At 69.4% G+C, this 23,721-nt stretch carries 18 protein-coding genes; 9 read left to right on the top strand and 9 right to left on the bottom strand.

Annotated features, from left to right (window positions below):
- Nucleotides 1-2 precede the first annotated feature (2 nt).
- Together ACFC3F_RS07940 and ACFC3F_RS07935 are read right to left on the bottom strand one after the other, a co-directional pair.
- The gene (locus tag ACFC3F_RS07940) at nucleotides 3-485 is read right to left on the bottom strand and encodes a recombinase family protein (RefSeq protein WP_376128286.1); all 483 of its coding nucleotides are present in this window, start codon (nucleotides 483-485) and stop codon (nucleotides 3-5) included.
- A gap of 46 nt (nucleotides 486-531) precedes the next feature.
- Nucleotides 532-2,259 (bottom strand): cation:proton antiporter, encoded by a 1,728-nt coding sequence (locus tag ACFC3F_RS07935; protein ID WP_376128284.1) that lies wholly within the window; start codon nucleotides 2,257-2,259, stop codon nucleotides 532-534.
- A gap of 33 nt (nucleotides 2,260-2,292) precedes the next feature.
- Here ACFC3F_RS07935 and pip point away from each other — a divergent pair, with 33 nt between their 5' ends.
- Nucleotides 2,293-3,261 carry a prolyl aminopeptidase gene (gene pip, locus ACFC3F_RS07930; protein WP_376128282.1) on the top strand — a complete coding sequence of 323 codons (969 nt, stop codon included), beginning with the start codon at nucleotides 2,293-2,295 and terminating at the stop codon, nucleotides 3,259-3,261.
- A 36-nt stretch (nucleotides 3,262-3,297) separates the two neighbouring features.
- On the opposite strand, the gene ACFC3F_RS07925 is transcribed toward pip, so the two are convergent.
- The 4 genes from ACFC3F_RS07925 to kynA all read right to left on the bottom strand — a co-directional run bounded on the left by ACFC3F_RS07925 (nucleotide 3,298) and on the right by kynA (nucleotide 8,165).
- Nucleotides 3,298-5,115 carry an aldehyde dehydrogenase family protein gene (locus ACFC3F_RS07925; protein ID WP_376128280.1) on the bottom strand — a complete coding sequence of 606 codons (1,818 nt, stop codon included), beginning with the start codon at nucleotides 5,113-5,115 and terminating at the stop codon, nucleotides 3,298-3,300.
- Nucleotides 5,116-5,183: 68 nt separating this feature from the next.
- Nucleotides 5,184-6,419, bottom strand: coding sequence for a kynureninase (locus ACFC3F_RS07920; RefSeq protein ID WP_376128278.1), 1,236 nt, complete (start codon nucleotides 6,417-6,419; stop codon nucleotides 5,184-5,186).
- The gene (locus ACFC3F_RS07915) at nucleotides 6,406-7,383 is read right to left on the bottom strand and encodes a hypothetical protein (RefSeq protein ID WP_376128276.1); all 978 of its coding nucleotides are present in this window, start codon (nucleotides 7,381-7,383) and stop codon (nucleotides 6,406-6,408) included. The genes ACFC3F_RS07920 and ACFC3F_RS07915 overlap by 14 nt, the downstream gene beginning before the upstream one ends.
- Nucleotides 7,380-8,165, bottom strand: coding sequence for a tryptophan 2,3-dioxygenase (gene kynA / locus ACFC3F_RS07910; protein WP_376128312.1), 786 nt, complete (start codon nucleotides 8,163-8,165; stop codon nucleotides 7,380-7,382). The genes ACFC3F_RS07915 and kynA overlap by 4 nt, the downstream gene beginning before the upstream one ends.
- A gap of 143 nt (nucleotides 8,166-8,308) precedes the next feature.
- Between kynA and ACFC3F_RS07905 the strand changes: the two genes are divergently transcribed.
- Nucleotides 8,309-8,566 (top strand): glutaredoxin family protein, encoded by a 258-nt coding sequence (locus tag ACFC3F_RS07905; RefSeq protein ID WP_376128274.1) that lies wholly within the window; start codon nucleotides 8,309-8,311, stop codon nucleotides 8,564-8,566.
- Nucleotides 8,567-8,674: 108 nt separating this feature from the next.
- On the opposite strand, the gene ACFC3F_RS07900 is transcribed toward ACFC3F_RS07905, so the two are convergent.
- Complete coding sequence (locus ACFC3F_RS07900) at nucleotides 8,675-9,985, bottom strand: UDP-glucose dehydrogenase family protein (protein WP_376128272.1); 1,311 nt, start codon at nucleotides 9,983-9,985, stop codon at nucleotides 8,675-8,677.
- Nucleotides 9,986-10,076: 91 nt separating this feature from the next.
- On the opposite strand from ACFC3F_RS07900, the gene ACFC3F_RS07895 reads away from it, so the two are divergent.
- The 5 genes from ACFC3F_RS07895 to ACFC3F_RS07875 all read left to right on the top strand — a co-directional run bounded on the left by ACFC3F_RS07895 (nucleotide 10,077) and on the right by ACFC3F_RS07875 (nucleotide 15,621).
- The gene (locus tag ACFC3F_RS07895) at nucleotides 10,077-11,216 is read left to right on the top strand and encodes a glycosyltransferase (protein ID WP_376128310.1); all 1,140 of its coding nucleotides are present in this window, start codon (nucleotides 10,077-10,079) and stop codon (nucleotides 11,214-11,216) included.
- On the top strand, nucleotides 11,213-12,331 hold the full coding sequence (locus ACFC3F_RS07890) for a glycosyltransferase (RefSeq protein ID WP_376128270.1): 1,119 nt from the start codon (nucleotides 11,213-11,215) through the stop codon (nucleotides 12,329-12,331). Before ACFC3F_RS07895 ends, ACFC3F_RS07890 begins: the two co-directional genes overlap by 4 nt.
- A gap of 58 nt (nucleotides 12,332-12,389) precedes the next feature.
- On the top strand, nucleotides 12,390-13,136 hold the full coding sequence (locus tag ACFC3F_RS07885; RefSeq protein WP_376128269.1) for a phosphatase PAP2 family protein: 747 nt from the start codon (nucleotides 12,390-12,392) through the stop codon (nucleotides 13,134-13,136).
- A 137-nt stretch (nucleotides 13,137-13,273) separates the two neighbouring features.
- Nucleotides 13,274-15,010, top strand: a complete 1,737-nt coding sequence (locus ACFC3F_RS07880) for a polysaccharide biosynthesis tyrosine autokinase (protein WP_376128267.1) — start codon at nucleotides 13,274-13,276, stop codon at nucleotides 15,008-15,010.
- Complete coding sequence (locus tag ACFC3F_RS07875) at nucleotides 15,007-15,621, top strand: low molecular weight phosphatase family protein (RefSeq protein WP_376128265.1); 615 nt, start codon at nucleotides 15,007-15,009, stop codon at nucleotides 15,619-15,621. The genes ACFC3F_RS07880 and ACFC3F_RS07875 overlap by 4 nt, the downstream gene beginning before the upstream one ends.
- A 6-nt stretch (nucleotides 15,622-15,627) precedes the next feature.
- Here the strand turns inward: ACFC3F_RS07875 and ACFC3F_RS07870 are convergent, their stop codons facing one another.
- Nucleotides 15,628-16,782 carry a glycosyltransferase family 4 protein gene (locus tag ACFC3F_RS07870; protein WP_376128263.1) on the bottom strand — a complete coding sequence of 385 codons (1,155 nt, stop codon included), beginning with the start codon at nucleotides 16,780-16,782 and terminating at the stop codon, nucleotides 15,628-15,630.
- Complete coding sequence (locus tag ACFC3F_RS07865; RefSeq protein ID WP_376128261.1) at nucleotides 16,779-18,068, bottom strand: O-antigen ligase family protein; 1,290 nt, start codon at nucleotides 18,066-18,068, stop codon at nucleotides 16,779-16,781. Before ACFC3F_RS07865 ends, ACFC3F_RS07870 begins: the two co-directional genes overlap by 4 nt.
- Nucleotides 18,069-18,187: 119 nt before the next feature.
- On the opposite strand from ACFC3F_RS07865, the gene ACFC3F_RS07860 reads away from it, so the two are divergent.
- Both ACFC3F_RS07860 and ACFC3F_RS07855 read left to right on the top strand, forming a co-directional pair.
- Entirely contained in the window at nucleotides 18,188-19,447 is a 1,260-nt protein-coding gene (locus tag ACFC3F_RS07860) for a glycosyltransferase (protein WP_376128259.1), read from the top strand.
- Nucleotides 19,448-19,641: 194 nt separating this feature from the next.
- Nucleotides 19,642-23,685, top strand: a complete 4,044-nt coding sequence (locus ACFC3F_RS07855; RefSeq protein WP_376128258.1) for a LamG-like jellyroll fold domain-containing protein — start codon at nucleotides 19,642-19,644, stop codon at nucleotides 23,683-23,685.
- Nucleotides 23,686-23,721: the final 36 nt, after the last annotated feature.

The raw sequence follows: 23,721 nt of genomic DNA, 5'->3' as shown, positions 1-23,721 counted from the left end.
GGTCAGCGTCCCGTGTCGTAGAGGTGCCGGCCGCCGAGGCCCAGCACCTTGACCATGATGCCGCGCCGACGCAGCTCGGCGACCGTGCGGGTCTCTTCGTCGATGCTGCGGCCGAGGGCGTGCACGTTCGCGACGACGAGCACGTCGCCCGACTCGAGGCGGCCGACGAGGCGGTGCAGACGCTCCTCCCACGTCTCCATCGTCTCGGGCGCGGGGTGGCGGAAACCCTCGATCGGCACGCCGAATCGCGTGAGCTCGTTTCGCTGCTCGACGACCGACGGCATGTCGTCGCGGGCGACGACGAGACCGACGAGGCGGGATCCCGACGGTCGGGCCTGCCACCAGTCGCGCTCGGCGCGCAGCTCGCTGAAGCACTTGGGGCACTCCGCCGCCGCGTGCGGCAGGGTGACCGGGCTCGTGTCCGGACCCGGCGTCGGCTCGGCCCGGGTCGTGATCGCGGCATCCGCATCGATGATGTCGCTCATGGTGCTCCCTTGGTCCCGTCCATTGTCGCCCACTTCCGGCGCGGGGTCACTCGTCGAGGCGCAACCGCACGCTCAGCTCGTCGGCGTCGAGCTCGGCGAGCGCGTGGCGCAGCGCAGGCGTGCTGAACTCGCCGCCCGAGGACAGCTCGATGAGCCTGCGCCGCATCGCCTCGATCATCGTCAGGCGCACATCGAGCAGGTCGCCGCTCATCGTCGACATGTCCTCGTCGGGCGGCTCAGTCAGCCGCGCGCGCATGCGCTCGAGCATCCCGGCGGGAAAGGCGCTGCCGTCGCGTCGTGTCAGGGCGTCGTGCGAGAGGGCGGCCGCCGCGGCGCTGCGCAGCTCGTCGTCGAGTCGCCGCCGATCGTGCGCTGAGGCGCCGTCGCCGGACGCGGGCTCGAGGCGCAGCAGCCGCACGAGCCACGGCAGCGTGAAGCCCTGCAGCATGAGGCTGCCGACCGCGACGAGGAAGGCGACGAAGATGAGCAGGGGGCGCTCGGGGGTGTCCCGGGGGAGCGTCTGCGCCGCGGCGAGCGTCACGACGCCGCGCATGCCGGCCCACACGATGATCGTGCCGTGCTTCCAGCCCAGCGGCGCCGCCTGATAGTAGGCGAGGTCGGCGAAGGCCCGCGTGATGCGCCGGCGGGCCGCGACGAGGCGCCGCGCGTGATGCGGTGGCGCGTCGGGGTGACGCGCCGCTTCGTGCTCGGCGACGGCGTGGTCGATGCGATCGCTCAGCCGCTGCAGCTTCTCCTTCCGCTTGCCGCGGGCCCGCCGGCTCTGCAGCCAGACGAGCACCGACACGTAGACGCCGCGCACGACGAGCACGATGCCCAGCGCCGTGAGGGCCAGGAGCGGTCCGTGCCCGACACCGTGGTCGCTGCGGATGTTGTGGGCGAGGATGTCCTTGAGCTCGAGCCCCATCACGAGGAAGACGGCGCCCTCGAGCATGAGTTCGACCGTGCGCCAGTTGAGGTCGTCCGATCGGCGCTGCTCGGGCGTGAACCACCGCACCGAGCCCTGTCCCGTCACGATGCCGGCGACGACCGCGGCGACGAGACCCGACCCGCCCAGGTGTTCGGTGGGCAGGTAGGCCGCGAACGGCACGACGAAGCCGATCGCGGTGTTGGCGGCGGAGTGGCGCACGAGCGCGCGCAGACGCAGGTTGAGGTAGCCGATGAGCCCGCCGACGATGAGGGCGACGATGACGCCCCACACGAACGCGCCGATGAAGCCGCCGGCCGGAACTCCGGCCAGCGCGACGCCCGCGATGGCGGTGCGCAGCAGCACGAGCGATGTCGCGTCGTTGAGCAGGCTCTCGCCCTCGAGCAGCGTCACGACGCGGCGCGAGAGTCCGAGACGCTTGACGATCGACGTCGCGACGGCGTCGGTCGGGCTGAGGATCGCCCCCAGTGCCAGGGCGAGCAGGAAGGGCAGCCCGGGAATGACGGCGACGAAGAAGAAGGCGAGCGCGATGGAGCTGACGATGACCAGCAGCACCGACAGGCCGGCGATGTGGCCGAGGTCGCGCCGGAACTCGATCGCCGGCAGCGAGACGGCGGCCGAATAGAGCAGCGGCGGCAGCACCCCGACGAGGATGATCTCGGGGTCGACGGCGACCGGGGGCACGAACGGCAGCAGACTCACCCCCAGCCCGACGAGCACGAGGATGAGGGGGCCGGCGATGTTGAGCTTGGGGGCGACCGCCGTGGCGCCGGCGATCACGACGACGCCGATGATGATGAGGACGAGGGGGCTCATCAGCTCTGCCATGCCGAGAGCCTACGGCGCGGTACGGTCGAGATCATGACGCTCGACGAGATCCTCTACCCGCCGATCGAGCCGTACGAGACGGGTGAGCTCATCGCGGGCGAGGGCAACCGGCTCTACTGGGAGCAGTCCGGCAACCCCGACGGCAAGCCCGTCGTGTTCCTGCACGGCGGACCCGGCGGGGGCACCGCACCGTGGCATCGCCGGTTCTTCGACCCCGAGCGCTACCGCATCGTGCTGTTCGACCAGCGCGGATGCGGCCGCTCGACGCCGCACGCGAGCGCGCCCGAGGCCGACCTGCGGCACAACACGACGTGGCACCTCGTCGCCGACATGGAGCTGCTGCGCCGCAATCTCGGCATCGAGCGCTGGCAGGTCTTCGGGGGATCGTGGGGCAGCGCCCTCGCGCTCGCCTACGCCCAGACCCACCCCACCGCGGTGTCCGAGCTCGTGCTGCGCGGGATCTTCACGCTGCGTCGTCACGAGCTGGAGTGGTTCTACGAGGGCGGCGCCGCGGCGCTCTTCCCCGACGAGTGGGAGAGGTTCCTGGCCCCGATCCCGGTTCTGCAGCGCGCGCGGCTCATCGAGGCATACCATCGGCGCTTGACCGATCCCGATCCGGCCGTGCATCGTCCGGCAGGGGTCGCGTGGTCCCGGTGGGAGGCCGCCTCGCTCACGCTCCGTCCTGATCACGAGCTCATCGAGACCATGACCGAGCCGGACTCGGCCGTCGCGTTCGCGCGCATCGAGAACCACTACTTCCTCCACGGCGGCTGGTTCGAAGAGGGTCAGCTGATCGCCGACGCGGGCCGGCTGCGCGGCATCCCGGGGGTCATCGTGCAGGGCCGTCACGACGTGTGCACGCCCGCGATGACGGCGTGGGATCTGCATCGCGCGTGGCCGGAGGCGGAGCTGGTGATGATCACGGATGCTGCGCACTCGGCGTCGGAGCCGGGGATCGCGGCCGCTCTCCTCGAGGCGACGGACCGCTTCGCGGCGGAGTGAGCGTCGTCGCGCCGGCGCGTGTCCGGGCGGTCGGCGTCAGGCGCCGAACGCGCGCACGAGGGTCGCGACGAGCCCCGATCGGCGGCCGTCCATGCGGAAGCGGGTCAGCCCTTCGCTCACGACATCGCCCGTGCGCGACGTGACGAACCAGGGCGGCTTGGGCAGCACCGAGAAGCTGCGCCCGCGGGAGCGGATGAGCCCGCGCGGATCGAGCGAACGCGGGAACGGACGGAACGGGCCGCGCACGACCGAGCGCTCGACGCGATCGAGCAGCAGCGCGTTGTGCACGATGCCGATGCCGCTCTCGACGTTTTCGCGCGTCGCCCCGGGGAACCCGCCCCACGTGAGGGTCGGGGTGAGAAAGCCCAGCGCCGTCCACGCGTTGACGGCGATCGAGCCGTAGCGCAGGTCGGCGATCGCGCGCTCGAGACCGGCGCCGAGCGCCGCCTCGGTGACGGGGTCGACCAGGAGGTTCGCGCCGAGCGTGCCGACGAGGCGATCGTTCGCGTGGGCGACGGCCGCGTCGACGAAGCGCTGACCCGTGCCGGGCAGAGCGATGACCCCGAGCACGGGAGCGAAGTACTCCGTCGTCTCGAGCGCTGTCGCATCGTCGTCGGGGCCGATCTCGACGAGCAGGCGCGTGCCGTCGGCGCACGCCTGGGCGCGCGGGTAGTCGGCGACGGCGTCGGCGAGCTTCTCGTCGCCGCGCGGGTACCAGACGGGCCGCGCCGGCGCTGCCGCGTACGCGCGGCGCAGCGCCGCGGTGAACGCGTCGCGCTGGGGCCAGTCGGCGCTCAGGATGACGACCTGTCCCGCGATGCAGTTGTGCCCGCTGTTCTGCAGCCGCATCGTCGTGATGTGCTCGGCGTGAAAGCGCAGATCCGCGTCCGACCATTCGCCGGGCACGACGATGATGGGCGAGACCCCGCCGAGCTCCGCGGTGATCGGCTTCTCCAGCCCCCCACCCCCCGACTGCGCCCCGGTCCCTGAGCTTGCCGCGGTCCCTGAGCTTGTCGAAGGGTCGCCCCCTGACTCCGCCCCGGTCCCTGAGCTCGTCGCGGTCCCTGAGCTTGTCGAAGGGTCGCCCCCCACGATCGCGTCGAACGTCGCGGCGGCGCCCGTGATGTGCACGTGCGCGATCTGCGGATGCCGCGTGAGATACGCTCCGACATCGCCCCCGCCGCGGACGATCCGCAGGAATCCGGGCTCGATGAGCGGCGCGAGCGCCCGTTCGTAGACAGGGACGAGGTCGTCCTGCGTCGGGTTCACCTTGAGCAGCGCGACGCGGTTGTGCGCGAGCAGCTCGTAGAGCACGTCGAGCACGGGGATCGATGTGACGTTGCCGGCCCCGAGCACGAGTCCGATGCCGCCGGGGGTCGTGGGGGACAACTGCGCGAGTCCGGCGTCGCGGCGAGCCGCGGCATCCGTCACTCCCGGCTCGAACCACACTTCGCCGGTGTATCCCGACAGCAGCAGCCCGTCGATGGGGTCGAGGGGGAAGACCTGCGCGCGCCGGCGGCCGCCGGGCGCGGGCGACGTCGCGATCCCGTGCAGGGGGCTCTCGCCCTTCGCGAGACGCTCGAGCGTGCGGCGGTAGGCGTCCAGCGCGACGATCGTGCCGTACGGGCCGGCGAGCCACTCCTCGCCCCGCAGCGGATGGTCGGCATCGAGACCCTTCGAGGCCGCGGCGATGTCGGCCCACTCCCCGGCGACGGCGGCGACCGTCGTGCGCACACTCTGCATGAGACGTGCGCGCTGGGTCAGCGTGAGGTGCGTCCACGTGGTGGCGCCGGTCGCGAGCTGCGCGATCGCGGCATCGAGCGGAGCGCGGGTGTTCTTGCTCACCTGGGGCACGGGCCCTCCTTCCGGCAGGGCGGTCCAGTCTACGGGCGGGGCGGATGCCGCGTGCGGCTCGCCGCCCGTCAGCTCGCGCGGACCGCCGCGGCGACGGCCCGCAGGCCCGTGAGCGTCTCGGCGAACGACGTCGACAGGGGCGACAGCCCGATGCGCAGGCCCTCGGGATCGCGGTAGTCGGGGATGACGTCCTCACTCCACAGCCGGGCCGTCACGGCGCGCATCGACGGGTGCGACAGCGTCACATGCCCGCCGCGCAGCTCGGGGTCGCGCGGCGACGCGAGCGTCACGCCGAGCGGAGCGAGCAGCGCGTCGGACACGTCCACGGCGAACGAGGTCAGTGCGACCGACTTCTCGCGCACGGCGTCGATGCCGGCGCTGTCGATCATGTCGACGGTGTCCTGCATCGCGAGCATCCCCACGATCGGGGGCGTGCCCGAGAGGAACCGACGCATCCCGGCCGCGGGCTCGTACGCCGGCCCCATCGCGAAGACGTCGGCCGTGCCCATCCATCCCTGGATCGGCTGCGCGAGCCGGTCCTGCAGCCCCGCCGCGACGTAGGCGAACGCGGGCGAGCCCGGACCGCCGTTGAGGTACTTGTAGGTGCATCCCACCGCGAGGTCGAAGCCCCACTCGTCGGCGTGCACGGGCACCGACCCGGCCGAGTGGCACAGGTCCCACACGATGAGCGCTCCGGCGTCGTGCGCGATGCGAGTGAGGGATGCGGCATCCGCGAGGTAGCCCGACCGGTAGGCGACGTGCGACAGCAGCACGACGGCGGTCTCGGGTCCGACCGCCGCCTGCAGCGCTTCGGCCGTCACACCCGCCGACAGGTCGACCTCGACCCAGCGCACGCGTCCGCCGCGCTCGCGGGCGATGCCCTCGACGAGATACCGGTCGGTCGGGAAGTTGTCGCGATCGACGACGATCTCCACGCGCGCGGGATCGGCCGCGTGCTGCGCATCGAACGCCGCGCGCACGAGCTTGTAGAGCAGCACGGTCGTCGAGTCGCCGACGACGGTCTGACCGGAGGCGGCGCCGATGACCGCCCGCCCGATGGCGTCGCCGACGGCGAAGGGAAGCTGCATCCACGACTCGTCCCATCCACGGATGAGCCGCCCGCCCCATTCCTCGGTCGCGAACCGCGCGAGGCGATCCACCGACGCACGCGGCGGGCGTCCGAGCGAGTTGCCGTCGAAGTACACGAGCGACGACTCGGCTCCGACGAACAGGTCGCGGAAGCGGCGCAGCGGGTCGGCGGCATCGAAATCGGATGCGGCGCGGTCGAAGTCAATCCTGGTCATGTACGAGCTCCTCGGTGAGAACGACGGTCGCGGTCGCGAGCCACGCGGGCAGCTCGTCGACCGTGTCGGGCGGCGTGCCCGGGATGAAAGTCGTGAAGGCGCCCGTGCCCGGCTCGAGCGGCCACGGGTCGGTGAGGGCGTCGATGAGAGCGGGACCGTCGAGACCCGCGTCGACGAGGGCCGCGAGCTCGCGCGCGTTGACGCCCGTGGGCAGGTCGCCGTTGCCGAGGTCGGTGCCGTAGAGCACCGTGCCTCCCGCCGCGGCGAAGGCGGCGAGGTTCGCGACGGCGGTCGAGCGCGCGTCGCCCTCGTGGATGTCGAGCGTCGAGATCCACCGCTGCCCGGCGGCGACGGCGCTCGCGATGAAGCGCGGGCCGAGATGCTCGGTGGGTGTGTGGGCGAGCGCGTCGACACCGCCGCGCAGCGCGAGGCGCGGCATCCCCTCGCCTTCCGCGTGCGCGACGACGGGCAACGCGCGATCATGCGCGGCCGACACGATCGCGGCCAGGGTTTCGCGGTCGAACACGGGGCCCGCCGTGCTGTTGAGGGCGACCTTGATGACGGATGCACCGAACGCGGCCTGCTCGGCGACGGCGGTCGCCGCCCCACCCGGCACGCCCTCGTGCGGGGAGTCGCTCGTCACTTCGCACACGACGGCGTCGGGGGCCCACGAGCGGCCGGACGGGTATCCGCCCGGCACCGTCAGGAATGCCCCCGCGAAGGCGCGGCGGGGCACGGCGCGTCGCGGCCGGCGCGTGAGCGCGGCGGGGTCTCCGCCGAGGTCGAGGATCCCGGCGATGCCGCCCGCCGTGAGGGCTCGGTCGTCGATGAGGTGCAGGTGCACGTGGTGATCGATGAACGGGGGCAGCGCGACGCCGGTTCCACCCGTGAGGCCTTCCCGGCACGCGGATGCCGCGGGGCCGAGCAGCCGCGCCAGTCGCAGCGGATCGACGGGGTCGTTCACAGCTCCGTCCGCACCGCGAGCAGCTCGGGGAAGAACGTCAGTTCGAGCGCTCGCCGCAGGAACGGCACGCCGCTCGAACCGCCCGTTCCGATCTTGTGGCCGATGATGCGCTCGACGGTCTTGAGGTGACGGAAGCGCCAGAGCTGGAAGTTGTCCTCGAGGTCGACGAGCTCTTCGCTCGTCTCGTACGCCGCCCAGTGCTCGGAGGGGTGCGCGTAGATCTCGGTGAAGACCGGCACGAGCTCGGGAGCGAAGGTCCACGCCTGCGTGACGTCGCGCTCGAGCACGCTCGCCGGGATCGTGTAGCCCCTCCGCGCGAGCAGGCGCAGGAATTCGTCGTACAGGCTCGGTGCGTTCAGCGCCGCCGAGACGAGGGCGTGGGCCGCGGGGTCGGATTCGAAGACGCGCAGCATCCCGGCGTTCTTGTTGCCGAGGGTGAATTCGACCGCGCGGTACTGCGCCGACTGGAACCCGCTCGAATTGCCGAGGACGCCGCGGAACTCGACGTACTCGGCCGGGGTGAGCGTCGCCAGCACCGACCACTGCTCGGTCAGTGTCTTCTGGATGTGCTTGACGCGGGCGATGCATTTGAGCGCGAGTCCGAGGTCGTCCTGGCGCAGGTGCCGGCATGCCGCGCCGAGCTCGTGCAGCACGAGTTTGAGCCAGAGCTCGGTCGTCTGGTGCTGGATGATGAAGAGCAGCTCGTCGTGGTGCTCGGGATCGCTGAGCGGATGCTGCGCGGCCAGCAGCGTGTCCAGTTCCAGGTAACCGCCGTAGCTCATGCGGTCCGAGAAGTCGGTCACGACTGTGCCCTCGATGATTCGGGTGTTTCCTTCGATGCCGTCGTTCACGCCCTTGAGCGTAGACGGTCGACGGTCTTCGTCGTCAGGCCCTGTCGCCGGATTCTCAGGCCAGAATGGATGGCATGACCTCTGACTCGACCATCACGATGTTCGGCGCCGAATGGTGCTCGGACTGCCGCCGCACGAAGAAGCAGCTCGACGACCTCGGTGTGACGTACACCTACGTCGACCTCGAGACCGACCCCAAGGCCGCCGACGTCGCGCGCGACATCTCGGGTCGCACGAACATCCCCGTCGTGGTCTACCCCGACACGTCGCACCACGTCGAGCCGTCCAACGCCGACGTCGAGGCGAAGCTGCGCGAGCTCTCCCTCATCTGACCCCCTGACCGCGAGACTGCAACGGCACGCCGAGACTGCGGGTGTTACCCGCTGTCTCGAGCTCCCGTTGCAGTCTCGCGGTCAAAAGGCGGCGGGTCACGGCGGGCGTCAGCGGCGGCCGAGACCGCGGTAGGTCCAGCCGGCGGCGCGCCAGCGCGCGGGGTCGTAGGCGTTGCGCGCGTCGACGATGTTCGGCGTCGCGACGAGCGGCCGCACCACCTCGGGGTCGAGGTAGCGGTACTCGTCCCACTCCGTCACGAGCACGACGACGTCCGCACCGCGCACGGTGTCCTCGAACGATGCGCGGTAGTCCAGCTGCGGATGGCGTGCCCGGGCGTTCTCGATGGCGGCCGGATCGGTCACCCGCACGTCGGCCCCGAGGCCCTTCAAGCGCACCGCGACGTCGAGCGCGGGTGAGTCCCGCACATCGTCGGAGTGGGGCTTGAACGCGAGACCGAGCACCGCGACGACCTTGCCGACCGGCTGACCGTCGAGCGCCTCGACGACGTGGTCGACGACCTTGCTGCGCCGGCGCAGGTTGATCGCATCGACCTCCTTGAGGAACGCGACCGAATCGGCGCGGCCGAGCTCTTCGGCCCGTGCGGTGAAGGCGCGGATGTCCTTCGGCAGGCAGCCGCCGCCGAAGCCCACACCCGCGCCGAGGAATCGGCGGCCGATCCGGTCGTCATGGCCGATCGCGTCGGCGAGCTGCACGACATCGGCGCCGGTCACCTCGGCGATCTCGGCCATCGCGTTGATGAACGAGATCTTCGTCGCGAGGAAGGCGTTGGCGGCGACCTTGACGAGCTCGGACGTCGCGAAGTCGGTCACGATGAGCGGGGTGTCGAGCGCGATCACGGGCGCATACGCTTCGCGCAACGCGGCCTCGGCCACGGCCGCCTGATCGGGCTCGGGCGGCAGACCGAACACGAGCCGGTCGGGGGTGAGCGAGTCCTTCACGGCCCAGCCTTCGCGCAGGAACTCGGGGTTCCACGCGAGTACGGCGCCCGACCCGGCGATCCGCTCGGCGAGGACGGCGGCGGTGCCCACGGGCACCGTCGACTTGCCGGCGATCACCTCACCCTCGCCGATGTGCGCGAGCACGCCGTCGATCGCGGCGTCGACGTAGGACATGTCGGCGGCCGTGCCGTCTTTACGCTGCGGTGTGCCGACAGCGATGAAATGGATGCCGCTGCCCGCGGCATCCGTCATGTCGGTCGAGAACCGCAGCCGGCCGGACGCGACGTGCGTCTGCAGCAGTTCGGGCAGGCCCGGTTCGAAGAACGGGGCCTCGCCGCGCGTGAGCGCCGCGATCTTGTCGGCGTCGACGTCGATGCCGACGACGTCGTGGCCGAGTTCGGCCATGGCCGCCGCGTGGACGGCTCCGAGATATCCGCATCCGATGACCGAGATCCGCATCGATGTCCCTTCGTTGTTGGCGCTCGTCCATCATGGCGTGCTCGCGTGCAACGATGGGTGGGCTCACCCCCGGAGCGCAAGGGAGATTCCCATCGAACTGTCGATCGTCGTACCGACCTACAACGAGGCGCCCAACGTGGCCGAGCTCGTGCGGCGAATCGCGGCCGCGACGGCGGGAATCGCGTGCGAGATCATCGTCGTCGACGACAGTACGGATGCCACCCCCGACGTCGTGCGGGAGGTCTCGGCGTCGTCGACGATCCCTGTGCGTCTGCTCCACCGTGAGCGGGCGGTGGGGGGTCTCGGCGGGGCGGTGCTCGAGGGATTCGCCGCGGCGATGTCGGACCTGTGCCTCGTGATGGACGCCGATCTGCAGCATCCGCCCGAGAAGATCCCCGAGATGCTCGCGCGCTTTCGCGAGGGCGACGTCGACGTGGTCGTCGCGTCGCGGTATGCCGGCGGCGGCACCGCGAACGGACTCGCCGACCGTACGCGGGTGTTCGTCTCGAAGCTGTCGACCGCGGTGACCAAGTCGATGTTCCCCGTGCGACTCAAAGACGTCACCGATCCCATGACGGGGTTCTTCCTCGTCGATCGCCGTTCTCTCGATCTCGACGGCCTCAAGCCGCGCGGGTTCAAGATCCTGCTCGAGATGCTCGCGCGCAAGACGCTGCGCGTCGCCGAGGTGCCGTTCGATTTCGCCGATCGGCACGCGGGGGAGTCGAAGGCGTCGCTGCGGCAGGGAGTCCACTTCATGACGCAGCTGACGGCACTGCGATTCGGCAAGATGTCGCTGTTCGCCGTGGTGGGCGCGCTCGGAGCGGTCGCGAACATCGCGATCGTGTGGGCGCTGACCGCGGTCGGGATGGACTACATCCTCGCCGCCATCATCGCCGCCGAGGTGACGATCATCGGCAACTTCCTGCTGATCGAACGGTTCGTGTTCCATGACATGCGGGGCGAGGCATCGGGCGGCTGGGTGCGGTTCGCGAAGTCGTTCGCGTTCAACAACGCCGAGGCGCTCGTGCGCATCCCCGTGCTCGCGCTCATGGTCGAGACGTGGCACATCTCGGCGGTGCTGGCCACGGCGATCACGCTCGCGGTCGCGTTCATCGTGCGCTTCGTCTTCCATTCGCTCGTCGTCTACGCCCCGCGCAAACCGGAGCCGTCGCGGGCGCGGGCGATTGTGGAGAGAATCGACGAACACGTCGTCCAACCGGGAGAGCTGTGACCACGATCGCGCTCGCACACGATTACGTCACACAGCGTGGCGGAGCGGAACGTGTCGCGCTCGCGATGGCGCGCGCGTTTCCCGGGGCCCCCCTGCACACGACGCTGTTCCACGCCGAGGGCACTTTTCCCGAGTTCGACCAGCTCGACATCCGCACGTCGCGCGTCGACCGCTGGCCGGCGCTGCGTCGGCACCACCGACTCGCCCTTCCGTTCCTCGCCGGTGCCGTCGACGCGCATCCGATCGACGCCGATGTCGTGCTCGCGAGCTCGAGCGGATGGGCGCACGGATTCCCGACGGCAGGTCGCAAGGTCGTGTACTGCCACGCGCCGGCGCGGTGGCTCTATCAGCTCGACCGGTATGCCGGTGGTGACGAGGCGCCGGGAGTGCGCGCCCGAGCGGTTCGCGCGGCGATCGGGATGCTGGGGCCGCGACTGCGGCGATGGGATCAGCGCGCCGCGGCGACCGCGGACCGCTATCTCGTCAATTCGACGGTCATCCAGCGGGCCGTGCAGGATGTCTACGGAATCGACGCGGAGGTGCTCGCGCCGCCCCCCGCCACGCTGCACCCCGATGACGCGCGCGAAGAGATCGCCGGCGTCAGGCGTCCGTTCCTGCTGTGCGTGGCGCGCCTCCTGCCCTATAAGAACGTCGACCTCGTGATCGAGGCCGTCGCGGCGGCCGGTGGGCTCGACCTCGTCGTGGTCGGCGACGGTCCCGAACGCAAGACGCTCGAGGCGCTCGCGGCGCGCGCGGGCGGCACGCACCTGGTCGGCAAGGTGTCCGACGCGCAGCTGCGCTGGCTGTATGCGCAGTGCGAAGGTCTGGTTGCGGCATCCTACGAAGACTTCGGGCTCTCGCCTCTCGAGGCGGCGACCTTCGGCAAGCCCACGGCCGCACTCCGAGACGGCGGATACCTCGACACGGTCGTCGAAGGGCGCACGGGTGTCTTCTTCGACTCCCCGACGGTCGACGCGGTCGCCGGCGCGATCGGGGCACTGGCCGAACGGTCGTGGAGAGCTCTCGAGATCACGGCGCACGCCGAGTCGTTCTCAGAGGAGCGGTTCGCCACTCGGCTGCGCGATGTCGTCAGCGAGGTGGTCTCCCATCGTTGATGCGCGAGGAACCCGTAGGACAGCAGCTCTCTGGACGGCCGGGTTCCTCAGCGCGTTCGTGCTGCTCTATGTCCTCGCGGTGCTGACCCCGCTGGGCCAGCGTCTCGACGCGTCGACACTCGGATCGTTCCCGGCGCTTCGAGACGAGCCGTGGATGCGGATCTACGGCGCCCGCAATGCCCTCATGCTCGGGCTCGTGGTGCTCGCCGCCCTCGCCGCCGTCGGCGCGCTGCTGGCCCGACGGTTTCTCGCCGTGGCCGCCGCGGCGATCTGTCTCGGCGGAACAGGGGTGCTGGCCGCGCTGTTCGACATCGCCGTTCCGCGCCCCGATTTCGGCGCCTTCGCGTACGCGCACAACACGTATCCGAGCGGTCACGTCGCGGTCTGCGCCGCCGGCGTGATCGCGATCGCCTGGCTGAACCCGCGCTGGGCACCGCGACCGGTCGTCGCCGTGCTCGCGGGGGTGGTGTGGATCGAGGCGGCGATGTCACTGCTGTCCTTCGCGCATCGGGGCAGCGACGTGCTGGGCGGCATCCTGCTGGCCGGCGCTGTCGCGTTCGCGGTGCAGGCCGCGGTCGGCGTCGTCGTGTCGCCTGCACGACGGCTTCGGGCCTGGACAGCGGTGGGGTCGGCGGTCTGCCTCACCGGGGCGGTGTGCGTGCTCATCGCGATGGCCGACGTTCCGCGGGCGCCCGACGTCGCCGGCGGCGGGATGCTGCTCGCCTGCGCCGGCGTGCTCGTCGTGCTCGTCGCGCGTCAGGGTGCGGTCGCGAGCGTCGAAGTGGGGTCTGAGAGCCGGCGGTAGGCTTGCTGTGACGCTGGGCGTGTCCTGCGAGTCTGGCCGATGCACACGTACATCGGGTTCTTCCACCTGGATACTCGAAGACGCGAAGCCGTCAGCGGCTGCACGAGCAGCATGAGTTCGACCGGGGGGCAGAACGCGTGACACTACGGCAAGTGCTCGACGTGCTGTGGAAGCGCATCTGGGTGATCCTCGCGATCACGGCTGTCGCGGGCATCGTCGCCGTGGGCTATCTGCAGGTGCGTGATGTCACGTATGAAACGAGCGGCACCGTTCGGCTGAACGCCGTCGTCACCGAGACGGCCGTGTCGGGGGAGATCGGCGGCATGACGGTCGATCTCGACCCCGAGACCATCACCGCGCCCGTCATCCTCGACGCCGCGGCGGCGATCACCGGCGACGCGCGCGGTGCTCTCGCGGGGCAGATCGAAGCCCGCCTCGATGACAGTTCGCGCACCGGCCGGTTGACCGTGACGGCGTCCGGTCCGAGCCCGGAGTCCGCTCAAGCGCGGGCGAACGCCGTGATCGAGGCGTACGTCGCATACGTCGACGAGCAGATGACCGAGGTGCAGACGACACTGCGTGAGCAGCACACCGAAGCCATCCAGCAGGCCACCGAACTGCAACGGGAGGTCTTCCGCAACCCCGAGAACGCGATCGCCCAATCGAACCTGGCGTCTGCGCTCAACCGGATGAGCATGCTGCAGACCCAGCTCGACGCGATCGCCGCATCGGGCCCGACCATGACGGTCTTGCGCGAACCGGCACCGGGAGAATCGACTGTCCCCGGCCAGCTCATCGTGTTCGGACTCGCCCTCTTGACCGGCGCCATCGTCGGGATCGGAGTCGTTCTGATCCGCGACCAGTTCGACAACCGTCTGCGGGGCTCCGACGAGGTCGAAGGCATCGCCGGCACCGTGTCGCTCGGTGAACTGCGCTGGGACCGGTCGGTCAAGCGACTTGATCCGCCCCTCCCTGTCGCGAGCTCGCAGCGAACCGATCTGAGCGAAGGCCTGCGGACGGTGCGGTCGACGGTGCAGGTTCTCATCCCGCCTCGCCACGCGGTCGTCGTGGTGACGAGCGTCGAGCCGGGCGACGGAAAATCCTTCATCTCATCCAACCTCGCCCTCGCCTGGGCGCGCGCGGGAAAGAGCGTCATCCTCGTCGGCGGCGATCTGCGCCGCCCGGATCTCGCACGCTACTTCGGCGACGCGGCCGACGGTGAGGGCGTGGCCGAGCTGCTGCAGAACCAGGAAGACGGCACTCCCGTGTCGTCGGAGGAGATCGAGGCCCGACTCAACGTCACGACCTATCGACGCCTCCGCATCCTTCCCGCCGGTGCGGAACCGAGGGACCCCGCCGACCTTTTGGCCGGCGCGGCGTACGAGTCGCTCGTCGACGAGCTCAGGCTGCTGGCCGATATCGTCATCATCGACTCGCCGCCGGCCATCGGACTCGCCGACGCCTCGTTGCTCTCGATGTACACCGACGGCGCGATCGTCGTCGCGTCGGTCATGCGCACCGATCGCACGCTGCTTGCCGACACCGTCGCCGGGCTGCGCGCGAACGGCGTCGAGATCCTCGGCGTCGTCGCGAACCGAGGACGGCGGAAGCTGCCGAAGACGTATGCCGCCTATTACATGCGCAGCGACAAGAGCGGCCGTCGCCGCACGGCTCAGGTCACGCCCGACTCGCAACCCCTCGATGCCGATGTCGAAGATGATGATCTCGATGTGTTCGACGGTCGCTCCGACCTGGCCGACCGTCCGCGCTACCGACGCGGGGTGACGACGAACCCCGTGCCGACGACCCGACCCAAGACCTCGGTGCTTCATCCGCAGCCGCCGGATGAGCAGGAAAGCGGTGCGCCTGCATGACTTTTGCGCCCCCCGGTGATGGACCGTTCGCCGCGCCGGTGCGATCTCCCGAAGCCATCGCCGGGCAGAGCGAGATCCTCTTCGTCTGCCACGGCAACCAGTGCCGTTCTCCCTACGCCGCGGCCATCGCCGAGCGGCTCGGGGGTGGGCGCAGCCTGCGTTTCCACTCTGCGGGCCTGATCGAGGGCGGCCGCTCGATGCCCACGGTCGGTCGCGCTCTCGCAGCCCGGATCGGGTACGACTTCACCCAGCACCGCAGCCGCGAACTCGATGCGCACGACATGGCGGGATTCGATCTCGTGCTCACCGCCGCGCGCGAACAGGCGCGCGAGGTGATCGCCGAGAATCCCGACGCCTGGCCGCGCGTGTTCACGATCAAGCAGTTCGCGCGGTGGATTCAGGAGAACCCCCGGCCTCCGCGAGCAGCGCTGGGGTCATGGCTCGATGCCGCCGCCGCCGACCGGCCGCGCACCGAGCTGGTGGGGGCCGACCCGGCCGACGATGTCGCCGATCCGCTCCTGCTGCCGGAGCGGGCATGGACGACGATGGTGGACGAGTTGACCCGGGATCTCACGACGATCATCGAGGGGCTCGCGCCCACTTCGAGGTGACGCAGCTCAGATGCTCTCGAGAATCGCCCTCAGTTGATTCCACGACCGACGCCAGGAGCGCGCGCGTGCGCGTCGGAGCGCTGACTCTCCGAGGGCTGCACGGGCGAGCGGGTCGTCCCTCAACGTCGTGATCTCGGTCGCCAACCGTTCGGCATCGTCAGCATCGATCAGCACGCCGGCGTCGCCGACGACTTCGGGGATGCCGCCGACCGCGCTCGCGATCACGGGAAGCCCCGTGGCCATCGCTTCACCGATCGTGAGGCCGCTGGGCTCGCGCCACCGCGAGGGTACGACGAAGATGTCCGCGGTGCGCAGCAGATCGGGAAGGCGACCCCGATCGACGAAGGGCTCGAAGGCGACCCTGCCGGACACCTTCCCGGCCAGGTCGCGTAGCGAGCGTTCGTACGGGGTGAGGGGAGCCGCGGCGTCGAACCCGGTGCTTCCCACGATGACGACCTCGATGTCGTCGTGGGGCAGAAGCGCGGCAGCCCGGAGCAGGACATCAGGCCCCTTGTCGGCGATCACGCGTCCGACGTACATGAGTCGCAGCGGGTGAGCGTCGCTCCGCGGCTCGTCGCGCGGTGCGAAGGCCTCGGTGTCGATGCCGTTGTCGACGATGTGCACCCGGCGGGCGAGGGAGCGCGGCAGCCGTGATGCGGTGTGGCGCGCGAGATCTTCACTCACGCAGACGATGGCGGCGACACCGCCGAGCGTGCGCTCGGCCTCGCGCCGACCGACGGTGCGGAACAGGTCGTTGTGCGCATACAGCACGGTCGTGTGCGGCTGATCGCCGAGAAGGCGCGGCAACGCCGGTGCGTTGTGGGCGATGACGATCGAAGGCGACTGATCCCGCAGTGCATCCGATACGGGCTGCCAGGCGCGAACCGCCGATCGGCGGGCGACGCCGAGACGCGCGAGAGCGGCATCCGCTATCCGCTCCGCGCGTCGGGTGGGCATCGCGCCGGTGTATTCGAGCACTTCGGCCGACTCGTAGCGGGGGCGGAAGGTGGTCGAATCGACGAGCACGGCGTGACGCGCATCGTCGCCTTCTGACGCGAGGGCCGCACGCGCCAGACCGTGGACGACCGTCGGAATCGCCGATCCGGTGCGCGGCGAGAAGTGATCGCCCGGTGTGATGGCGTGAATGATGCGCCGGGTCATATCCGCACGACCGGAGTCCTGCGAAGAACGGTCTGAACCGGATGCGGGATGCGTTCGATGCCCAGGGCTTTGTCTCGCGCTTGGACTCCGTAGCAGATGCCCGCGATGATCCACAGGATCGAGGAGTGGCCGGCGACCCAGTAGAGGTCGAACTGCACCTGCGCGAAACGCCCGACCACGACGGCGAGGGCGAGCGTGCCGTACACCGGGTTCATCTTCGCGAGCAGCCAGAAAGCCCCGCCGAACATCGCGAGGAAGCCGATGAGGCCGAGGACGCCCACTGTCGTGAGGACCTCGAGCTCCGCGTTGGGGGGCTGGAAACCCGAGTAACCGGTGTGCCCGGTCACCCACCAGCGATGGCCGACGCCGAAGAGCGGCGACATCTGCCAGACCTTGATCGAATCGCCGTACCAATCGAGCCGCTGGTTGGACGAGTTGAACTGATCGTCCGAGCCGAGCTGCTCTTGCACCGCCGTCACGACGAAGTACGCGACGGGAACGAGCACGACCCACATCCACCGTGATCGCTTGCCGTTGTGGAAGCGTGGCCGCAGGCCCACGATGAGAACCCCGACGAGCGCGCCGATGAGAGCCTGGCGAGACTGGGCGGCGAGCGCCCCGACGCCGCAGACGGCGAACGTCGCATACCCGAACCACGGTCGCCACTCGAGCCACGGCGGGTTGGCGAATGCGATGATCGCCCCGATCATGAGGATCGCTCCGATGGCGTTCTTGTGCAGCATCCCCAAATACACGGGACCGAAGCCGTTCGAGACGGCCGTCACCATCGCGGCGATCCCGATGAACCAGCACAGCGCGATGTACATGCCCAGCGCGAGTTTGGCGTGACCTTCGCGCCCCACCACGAATCCGACGATCATGCTGCCGAGCACGAGAGCGATCTCGTGCGCCCACTCGATGTAGTTCGCGACGTAGCGGTTGAGCAACAGCTGTGGCGCCGTCAGCGCGATGTAACAGGCGCCTGCCCACAGGAGCGGCTGCAGGGTCTGCGCACCCTTGCCACGCAGCATGAGGAGGGCGACGATCGCGGCGAAGCCGAGCACGAAGTCCGCCAGGCTCATCGGACCGACCCGCACCACCGCCATCGTCGCCGGAACGGCCAGCACCGGAATGAGCGAGAGGTCGATGGCCGCGATGCCGACCACGAGCACGGCGAGGGCGGCGGGGATGGCGAGGTCGGGTTCGGTCACCGCGATGAAGCCGGCGGCGAGCCCGACCAGGACGACGGCGAAGCATCCGAGTATGAGCGAGCGCAATCTGCGCATCGACCCGGGGCTGCGGCCCGCGCGCGTTCGCGCCACACCGAAACGTGTGGGATGCCGCGGGCTGGTCACGCGTCAATCGTACGGACCGAGTCCCGAGTGCGCGCCGGTAGTGTGTCGACGTGGCACCGACGATGCAACGGACGGATCACGCGACAGAGGCCCATCCTCCCCGCCGAGTCCTCGTCCTCACGCACACCGGCGAGCTCGGCGGTGCCGAAGCGGCCCTCATCAGGCTGGCTTCAGCCATCGACCGGCGAGCTTTCTCGGTAGAAGCGGTACTTCTCAGCGCCGGCCCCCTTGCTGCGCGACTTGAGGACATCGAGGTTCCGGTAGTCGTGCTGCCATCCGGCGAGGTAACTCGCGTGACGCGGGAGCAGACGGTCGGGTCATTGAGCCGGCTGTGGAGGAATTTTCGGCAGACGGTCGCCGCATCGGTGCGCATCCGACGGTTGTTGCGGGAGCGGTCCCCGGACCTCGTCGTGGCGAACTCGCTCAAGGCGGCAGTTCTGCTGTCGCTCGCGACGCCGGGTTCTGGAACACGGTGGGTCTGGCATCTGCACGACCGGATTTCGGACGATTACCTCCCGGCGGCTGTCGTCATCGCGCTCCGATGGGTCGCACGATTCGGGCCTCATCGCGTCGTGGCGAACTCGCACGCGACGGCACGAACCCTCGGGCAACGGGTAGGCCGGTCGAAACATGTGGTGGTCGCATACCCCGGACTGGAACCGCACGCGTTCGACGAACCACGAAGGCGCGGCGGAGGCCGCACCATCGGCTTGATCGGACGCGTCAGCGCGACCAAAGGTCAGCGTGAGTTCCTCTCGGCCGCTGAGCTGATCCATTCGAGCGCACCTCACCTGCGATTCAGAATCATCGGCGCTGCACTTTTCGATGACGCCGTCGAGGAGTCGCGGTTGCGCGCGCTCTCGACGGCATCGCGAGCCGCGGGTCGGATCGAATGGCGCGGTTGGGTGGCTGATCCGAGCCGCGAGCTGCGCAGATTGCGGATTCTCGTGCACGCATCGCCCGTCCCCGAGCCGTTCGGTCAGGTGATCGTGGAGGCCATGGCGGCGGGTGTGCCGGTCGTGGCGACCAACGCGGGAGGCGTGCCTGAAATCCTCGACCCGGGCGGCGTAGCAGTCCTGGTGGCGCCGGGGGTTCATGCGGCGCCCGCAGGCGTGCTCGTTCGGCCGGGGGATCCTGAAGCCCTGGCCCGCGGCATACTCTGGCTGCTGGAGCATCCCGCGCGCGCAGCTGATGTCGCCACGTTCGCACGAGGCGAAGCTCGCAAGAGGTTCACGATCGACCGCACCAAGGATGTCGTCGAGCGCGCGTGGTTCGACAGTGCGCGGCCTCGGCCCCTCCGGCGAGCGTGAATGCCCGCGCGTCGACTGCTTGATGACGTGCGCGCGCATATGCGGTACTATTCTCCCGCCTGCAGCTGGGGTTCGCAGGTCAAAGCGTTTCGTGATCGAGCTGGGGGAAATCGATGAGTCGTGCGCGCACACTGAGCGAAGAGCCGGGGGCGGAGCCCGCGGCGAAGTCACCTCGTCCCAGGCGGTCGACATGGGTGGCCGCCTCCATCGCCGGCCTGCTCGCGTCCGCCGTCGTCGTCGCCGGCATGTTCGCGCCACCTCAGCAGACGACACCGCCCGCAGCGGCCGACGTCACCGAGGAATTCCGCGATCCCGACGTGGTCATCGGCGCAGAGCCCAGCAACGCGCGCGCTATCGGCGGCGTGGTTGGTCAGGATATCGGCGCTACGTTCCCTGAATCGCAGACCGGTCCCGGCGAGGCGGTCACGGTCGCGGGCTCCCTCTGGTGGTCATGGATCGCACCGGAGACGGGTGCTTTCCGGTTCTCCACGGTCGGCAGTGAGATGAACACCGACATCGTGATCCGAGAGGCAGATTCCGCCGGAACCGTGGTCGGCAGCGGAACCGAGGCAGGGGATCTCGATACCGGCGAAGTCACGGTCGATGTCGTAGAAGACACGAAGTACTTCGTCCAGGTGAGTACGGGAGGATCGGATCCCGATCCAGGGCTGATTGTCCTCTCGTGGCAGCGTGCCGCTGCCGCCGTCGAACAGCCCGAGCCGGTGCCGCCCGCGGCAGTGTTCAGTGCTCCAGAGATCCCCCTCCTCGGCACGACGGGTGAAAAGCCCCAGTCGAAACTGTGGCATGCGAACGGAATCTGGTGGGCGGTCATCGGCACCGCCGCCACGACCCCCGTCGGTACGTGGATCTGGCGCTACGACGGCGATTCGTGGTCCGCCGTCACCCGCGTGTCCGACCGCACCGACGTGCGCGCGGACGTGCTTGCCGACGGTGAAGTCGTGCATCTGCTGTTGCACGGCCCCGTCACATCGCTCGTCTCGGTGCGTTACGACAGTGCGACGGCCGCGTACGTGCCGTGGGAAGCTCGGCCGGTCGGCACCGCCGTTTCACTCCCGGGCAGTGAAACGGCCACGATCGATGTGGACGGCACCGGTCGGATGTGGCTCGCCACCGAAACTGCGACACAGATCCAGATGCGGTGGGCCGACGCCCCCTATTCCACGTTCTCCGCTCCGATCACTGTGGCTTCGGGAATCAGCGGCGACGACATCGCCGTCGTGACTGCTCTCCCTGGCCGTATCGGCGTGCTCTGGTCGAATCAGACGACGAAGAGGTTCGGCTTCCGGACGCACGTCGACGGCACGTCCCCGACGACGTGGACTGCCGATGAGGTACCGGGCGCGTCGGCCGCGCTCAATATCGACGGTGGGATGGCCGATGATCATCTGAATGTCGCAGTCGCAGCGGATGGCACTCTCTACGCCGCCGTCAAGACGTCATACAACTCCTCGAACCGGCCCGTGATCGGGCTCCTCGTGCGAGCAGCGAGCGGCGGATGGACGTTCCACGAAGTCGACAAACGAGGTACCCGCCCCATCGTCCTCGCAGACGAAGCCACAGGCAGCCTGCGCATCACCTACACCGCAAACGACGGAATGGGGGCGATCCTCGAAAAAACAACGACGCGCTCTGCACTCGACTTCTCTCGCCCCGCCGACGTCATCGTGCCAGGCTCGTACAACAACGTCACGAGCACGAAAGCCAACGTCCCCGGGGCTGCACTCGTGATGGTGAGCAACGCGACTTCGACGAAGACGAAGTCCCTCCAATGGGTGCATCCGGGCGCCCCGGTGGCCGACGATGTCACCGTCTCCACCACGCAGGGCACTGGGGTGACAGCCTCATTCGCCATCGACTCGGACCTCCCGATCGACGAGGTGGCGATCATCCGCTCGGCGACATCCGGTGGGGTGTCCGTTGACGGGAAGACATTCACCTACGAGCCGGAGGGCTCGTTCGTCGGTCGGGACTCGTTCACGTATCGCGCCCGTGCGGGAGAACTGTGGTCGGCGGAAGCGACCGTCACGATCGCCGTTTCCGACGAGACGGCGCTGCTGGGGTCGTGGGACTTCGACGAAGCGACCGGAACGACCACCGAAGACGCGTCTGTCTGGGCCAACCATGCGGCAGTTCAGGGTGGGGCGTCCTGGGTGGACGGCGTGTCAGGGAGCGCCCTTCGCGTAGACGGCAACTCCGGGCAGGCGACAGTTCCGCACTCCGCCGCATTCGGTGAGGACTTCGAGGGCTTGACTGTTTCAGCCTGGATCCGCCCAGAGAAGCTCACGAAGCAGTACATCGTGACCAAAGCCGACCCGAACTTCGTGGACGGCTTCGAATTGAGCATCGCATCGAACGGCGTGCCGTACTTCAGGGTGAACCACGCCACTGCCGACAACGACTACCGGCTTCTCGGTCCCGCTGCGCCGATCGCCGACGCGGCGACGTGGACACACCTCGCCGGAACATATGACGGCACGACGATGCGTCTCTATGTGAATGGTGTCGACGTCGCATCGATGCCGGCACCGACGTCGGTGGGCGCGAACAGTCTGCCTCTCATCATCGGTGGCCAGCCCGACGGCACGAACAGGTTCCAAGGCGGCGTCGACGGCGTGCGCGTTTATGCGCGCGGGCTTTCCGCAGCCGACGTTCGTGGGCTCTTCGAAGGTGAGCACGGGGAGAGCCCCGAGCCCGAACCGTCGCCGGCTGATCCGACACCGACGCCCGCGCCGAGCGTCACGGCGAACCCCGAACCGGGGAGCGTGGGGGACTGGAAGTTCGAGGAGACGGCGGGAGCGATCGTCATCGACGCATCCGCGGCGGCGAACAACGGCACGATTTCGGGCGGCGTGCAGCGCGTCGCTGGGGTCACAGGCCGCGCACTCGCCTTCGACGGAGCGAATGGACGCGTCACTGTCGCCCACCACGCTTCACTCGATCTGACGACGAGCATGACGCTGTCCGCCTGGGTTCGACCTGATCGCGTCGGCACACAGAACATCATCAAGAAATCCACCAACGGTGGCACGAACGGCTATGAGCTCTCGATCGCCTCGTCTGGGAAGCCCTTCTTCCGGGTCAATCAGGCGTCTGCGGGCGACCAGTACCGGGTCAACGCCGCCACGGCTCTCGTATCGAACGGCACGAAGTGGACCCACCTTGTCGGCACATTCGACGGCGACCGGATGCGTATGTTCGTGGATGGCGTGGAAGTCGGCAGCACTGCCGGGCCGGCTGCAGTGGGAACGAACAGCCTTGCGCTGACGATCGGCGATCAGCCCGGTGGCGGGTATGCTTTCGACGGCTCGGTCGATGAGGCGCGTGTGCTCGACCGTGCCGTGACCGCCGCGGAGGCGTTGGCTCTCTACAACGGCGAGGGGCTCGGCGCGCCGACGCCGACACCGGCCGTGACGCCGACGCCGACGCCGACTCCCACGCCGACGCCGACGCCGACGCCGACGCCGACCGTGACGCCGACGCCGACGCCGACTCCCACGCCGACACCGACCGCGACGCCGACGCCGACGCCGACGCCGACTCCCACGCCGACTCCCACGCCGACGCCGACGCCGACGCCGACCGCTCCGACCCCGAGCGCAGCGTGGTCTTTCGAGGAGGCCTCCGGGGCAACGGTGCTGGGTGATGGCGGGTCCGGTATCAATGGTCGGTTCGAAGGCGGCGTGAGCCGGGTGCAAGGCATTTCGGGGAGAGCCGTTCGGTTCGACGGTGTGGACGGCAGCCGGGTAGCGGTCGCTGATCATGCGGCACTCGATGTGACCGGGCCGTTCAGCGTCTCCGCGTGGGTCAAGCCGGAACAGGCCGCGACGCAAGGGGTCGTCAAGAAGTCCATCAACGGCTCCGTCGCGGGGTACGAGATCTCCCTCGCGAACAACGGCAGACCGTTCTTCCGAGTCAACCAGAGCGTCTCAGGCGACACCTTCCGAGTGAACGGGACGTCGACCTACCCGACGAATGGCAGCACCTGGACTCACCTCGTGGGGGTCTACGATGGGGCGACCCTGCGACTCTACGTCGATGGCACCTTGCAGGGGCAGGTCGCAGGGCCCGCTTCGGTGATCGCGAACGATCTGGCGTTGACGATCGGCGGTCAGCCCGGGGGTGGCCACCCGTTGAAGGGCGCAGTGGACGACGTGCGGCTCTACGACCGGGCGCTCAGCGCCACCGAGGTCGTGATGGTCAGGTCTGCAGCAGGGTAGCCTCACTCTTTACCGGCCATATCGTCGCGCGCGCAC

This window comes from Microbacterium sp. NPDC055910 (assembly GCF_042271185.1).
In the GTDB taxonomy this organism is placed as follows: domain Bacteria; phylum Actinomycetota; class Actinomycetes; order Actinomycetales; family Microbacteriaceae; genus Microbacterium.
This window is presented reverse-complemented; position numbering and strand designations above follow the sequence as displayed.

Coding starts and splice junctions, on each gene's coding strand:
- ACFC3F_RS07935 (WP_376128284.1), bottom strand. CDS start 2,259: ATGGCAGAGCTGATGAGCCCCCTCGTCCTCATCATCATCGGCGTCGTC.
- pip (WP_376128282.1), top strand. CDS start 2,293: ATGACGCTCGACGAGATCCTCTACCCGCCGATCGAGCCGTACGAGACG.
- ACFC3F_RS07870 (WP_376128263.1), bottom strand. CDS start 16,782: ATGACCCGGCGCATCATTCACGCCATCACACCGGGCGATCACTTCTCG.
- ACFC3F_RS07900 (WP_376128272.1), bottom strand. CDS start 9,985: ATGCGGATCTCGGTCATCGGATGCGGATATCTCGGAGCCGTCCACGCG.
- kynA (WP_376128312.1), bottom strand. CDS start 8,165: ATGAGCTACGGCGGTTACCTGGAACTGGACACGCTGCTGGCCGCGCAG.
- ACFC3F_RS07865 (WP_376128261.1), bottom strand. CDS start 18,068: ATGCGCAGATTGCGCTCGCTCATACTCGGATGCTTCGCCGTCGTCCTG.
- ACFC3F_RS07905 (WP_376128274.1), top strand. CDS start 8,309: ATGACCTCTGACTCGACCATCACGATGTTCGGCGCCGAATGGTGCTCG.
- ACFC3F_RS07875 (WP_376128265.1), top strand. CDS start 15,007: ATGACTTTTGCGCCCCCCGGTGATGGACCGTTCGCCGCGCCGGTGCGA.
- ACFC3F_RS07940 (WP_376128286.1), bottom strand. CDS start 485: ATGAGCGACATCATCGATGCGGATGCCGCGATCACGACCCGGGCCGAG.
- ACFC3F_RS07920 (WP_376128278.1), bottom strand. CDS start 6,419: ATGACCAGGATTGACTTCGACCGCGCCGCATCCGATTTCGATGCCGCC.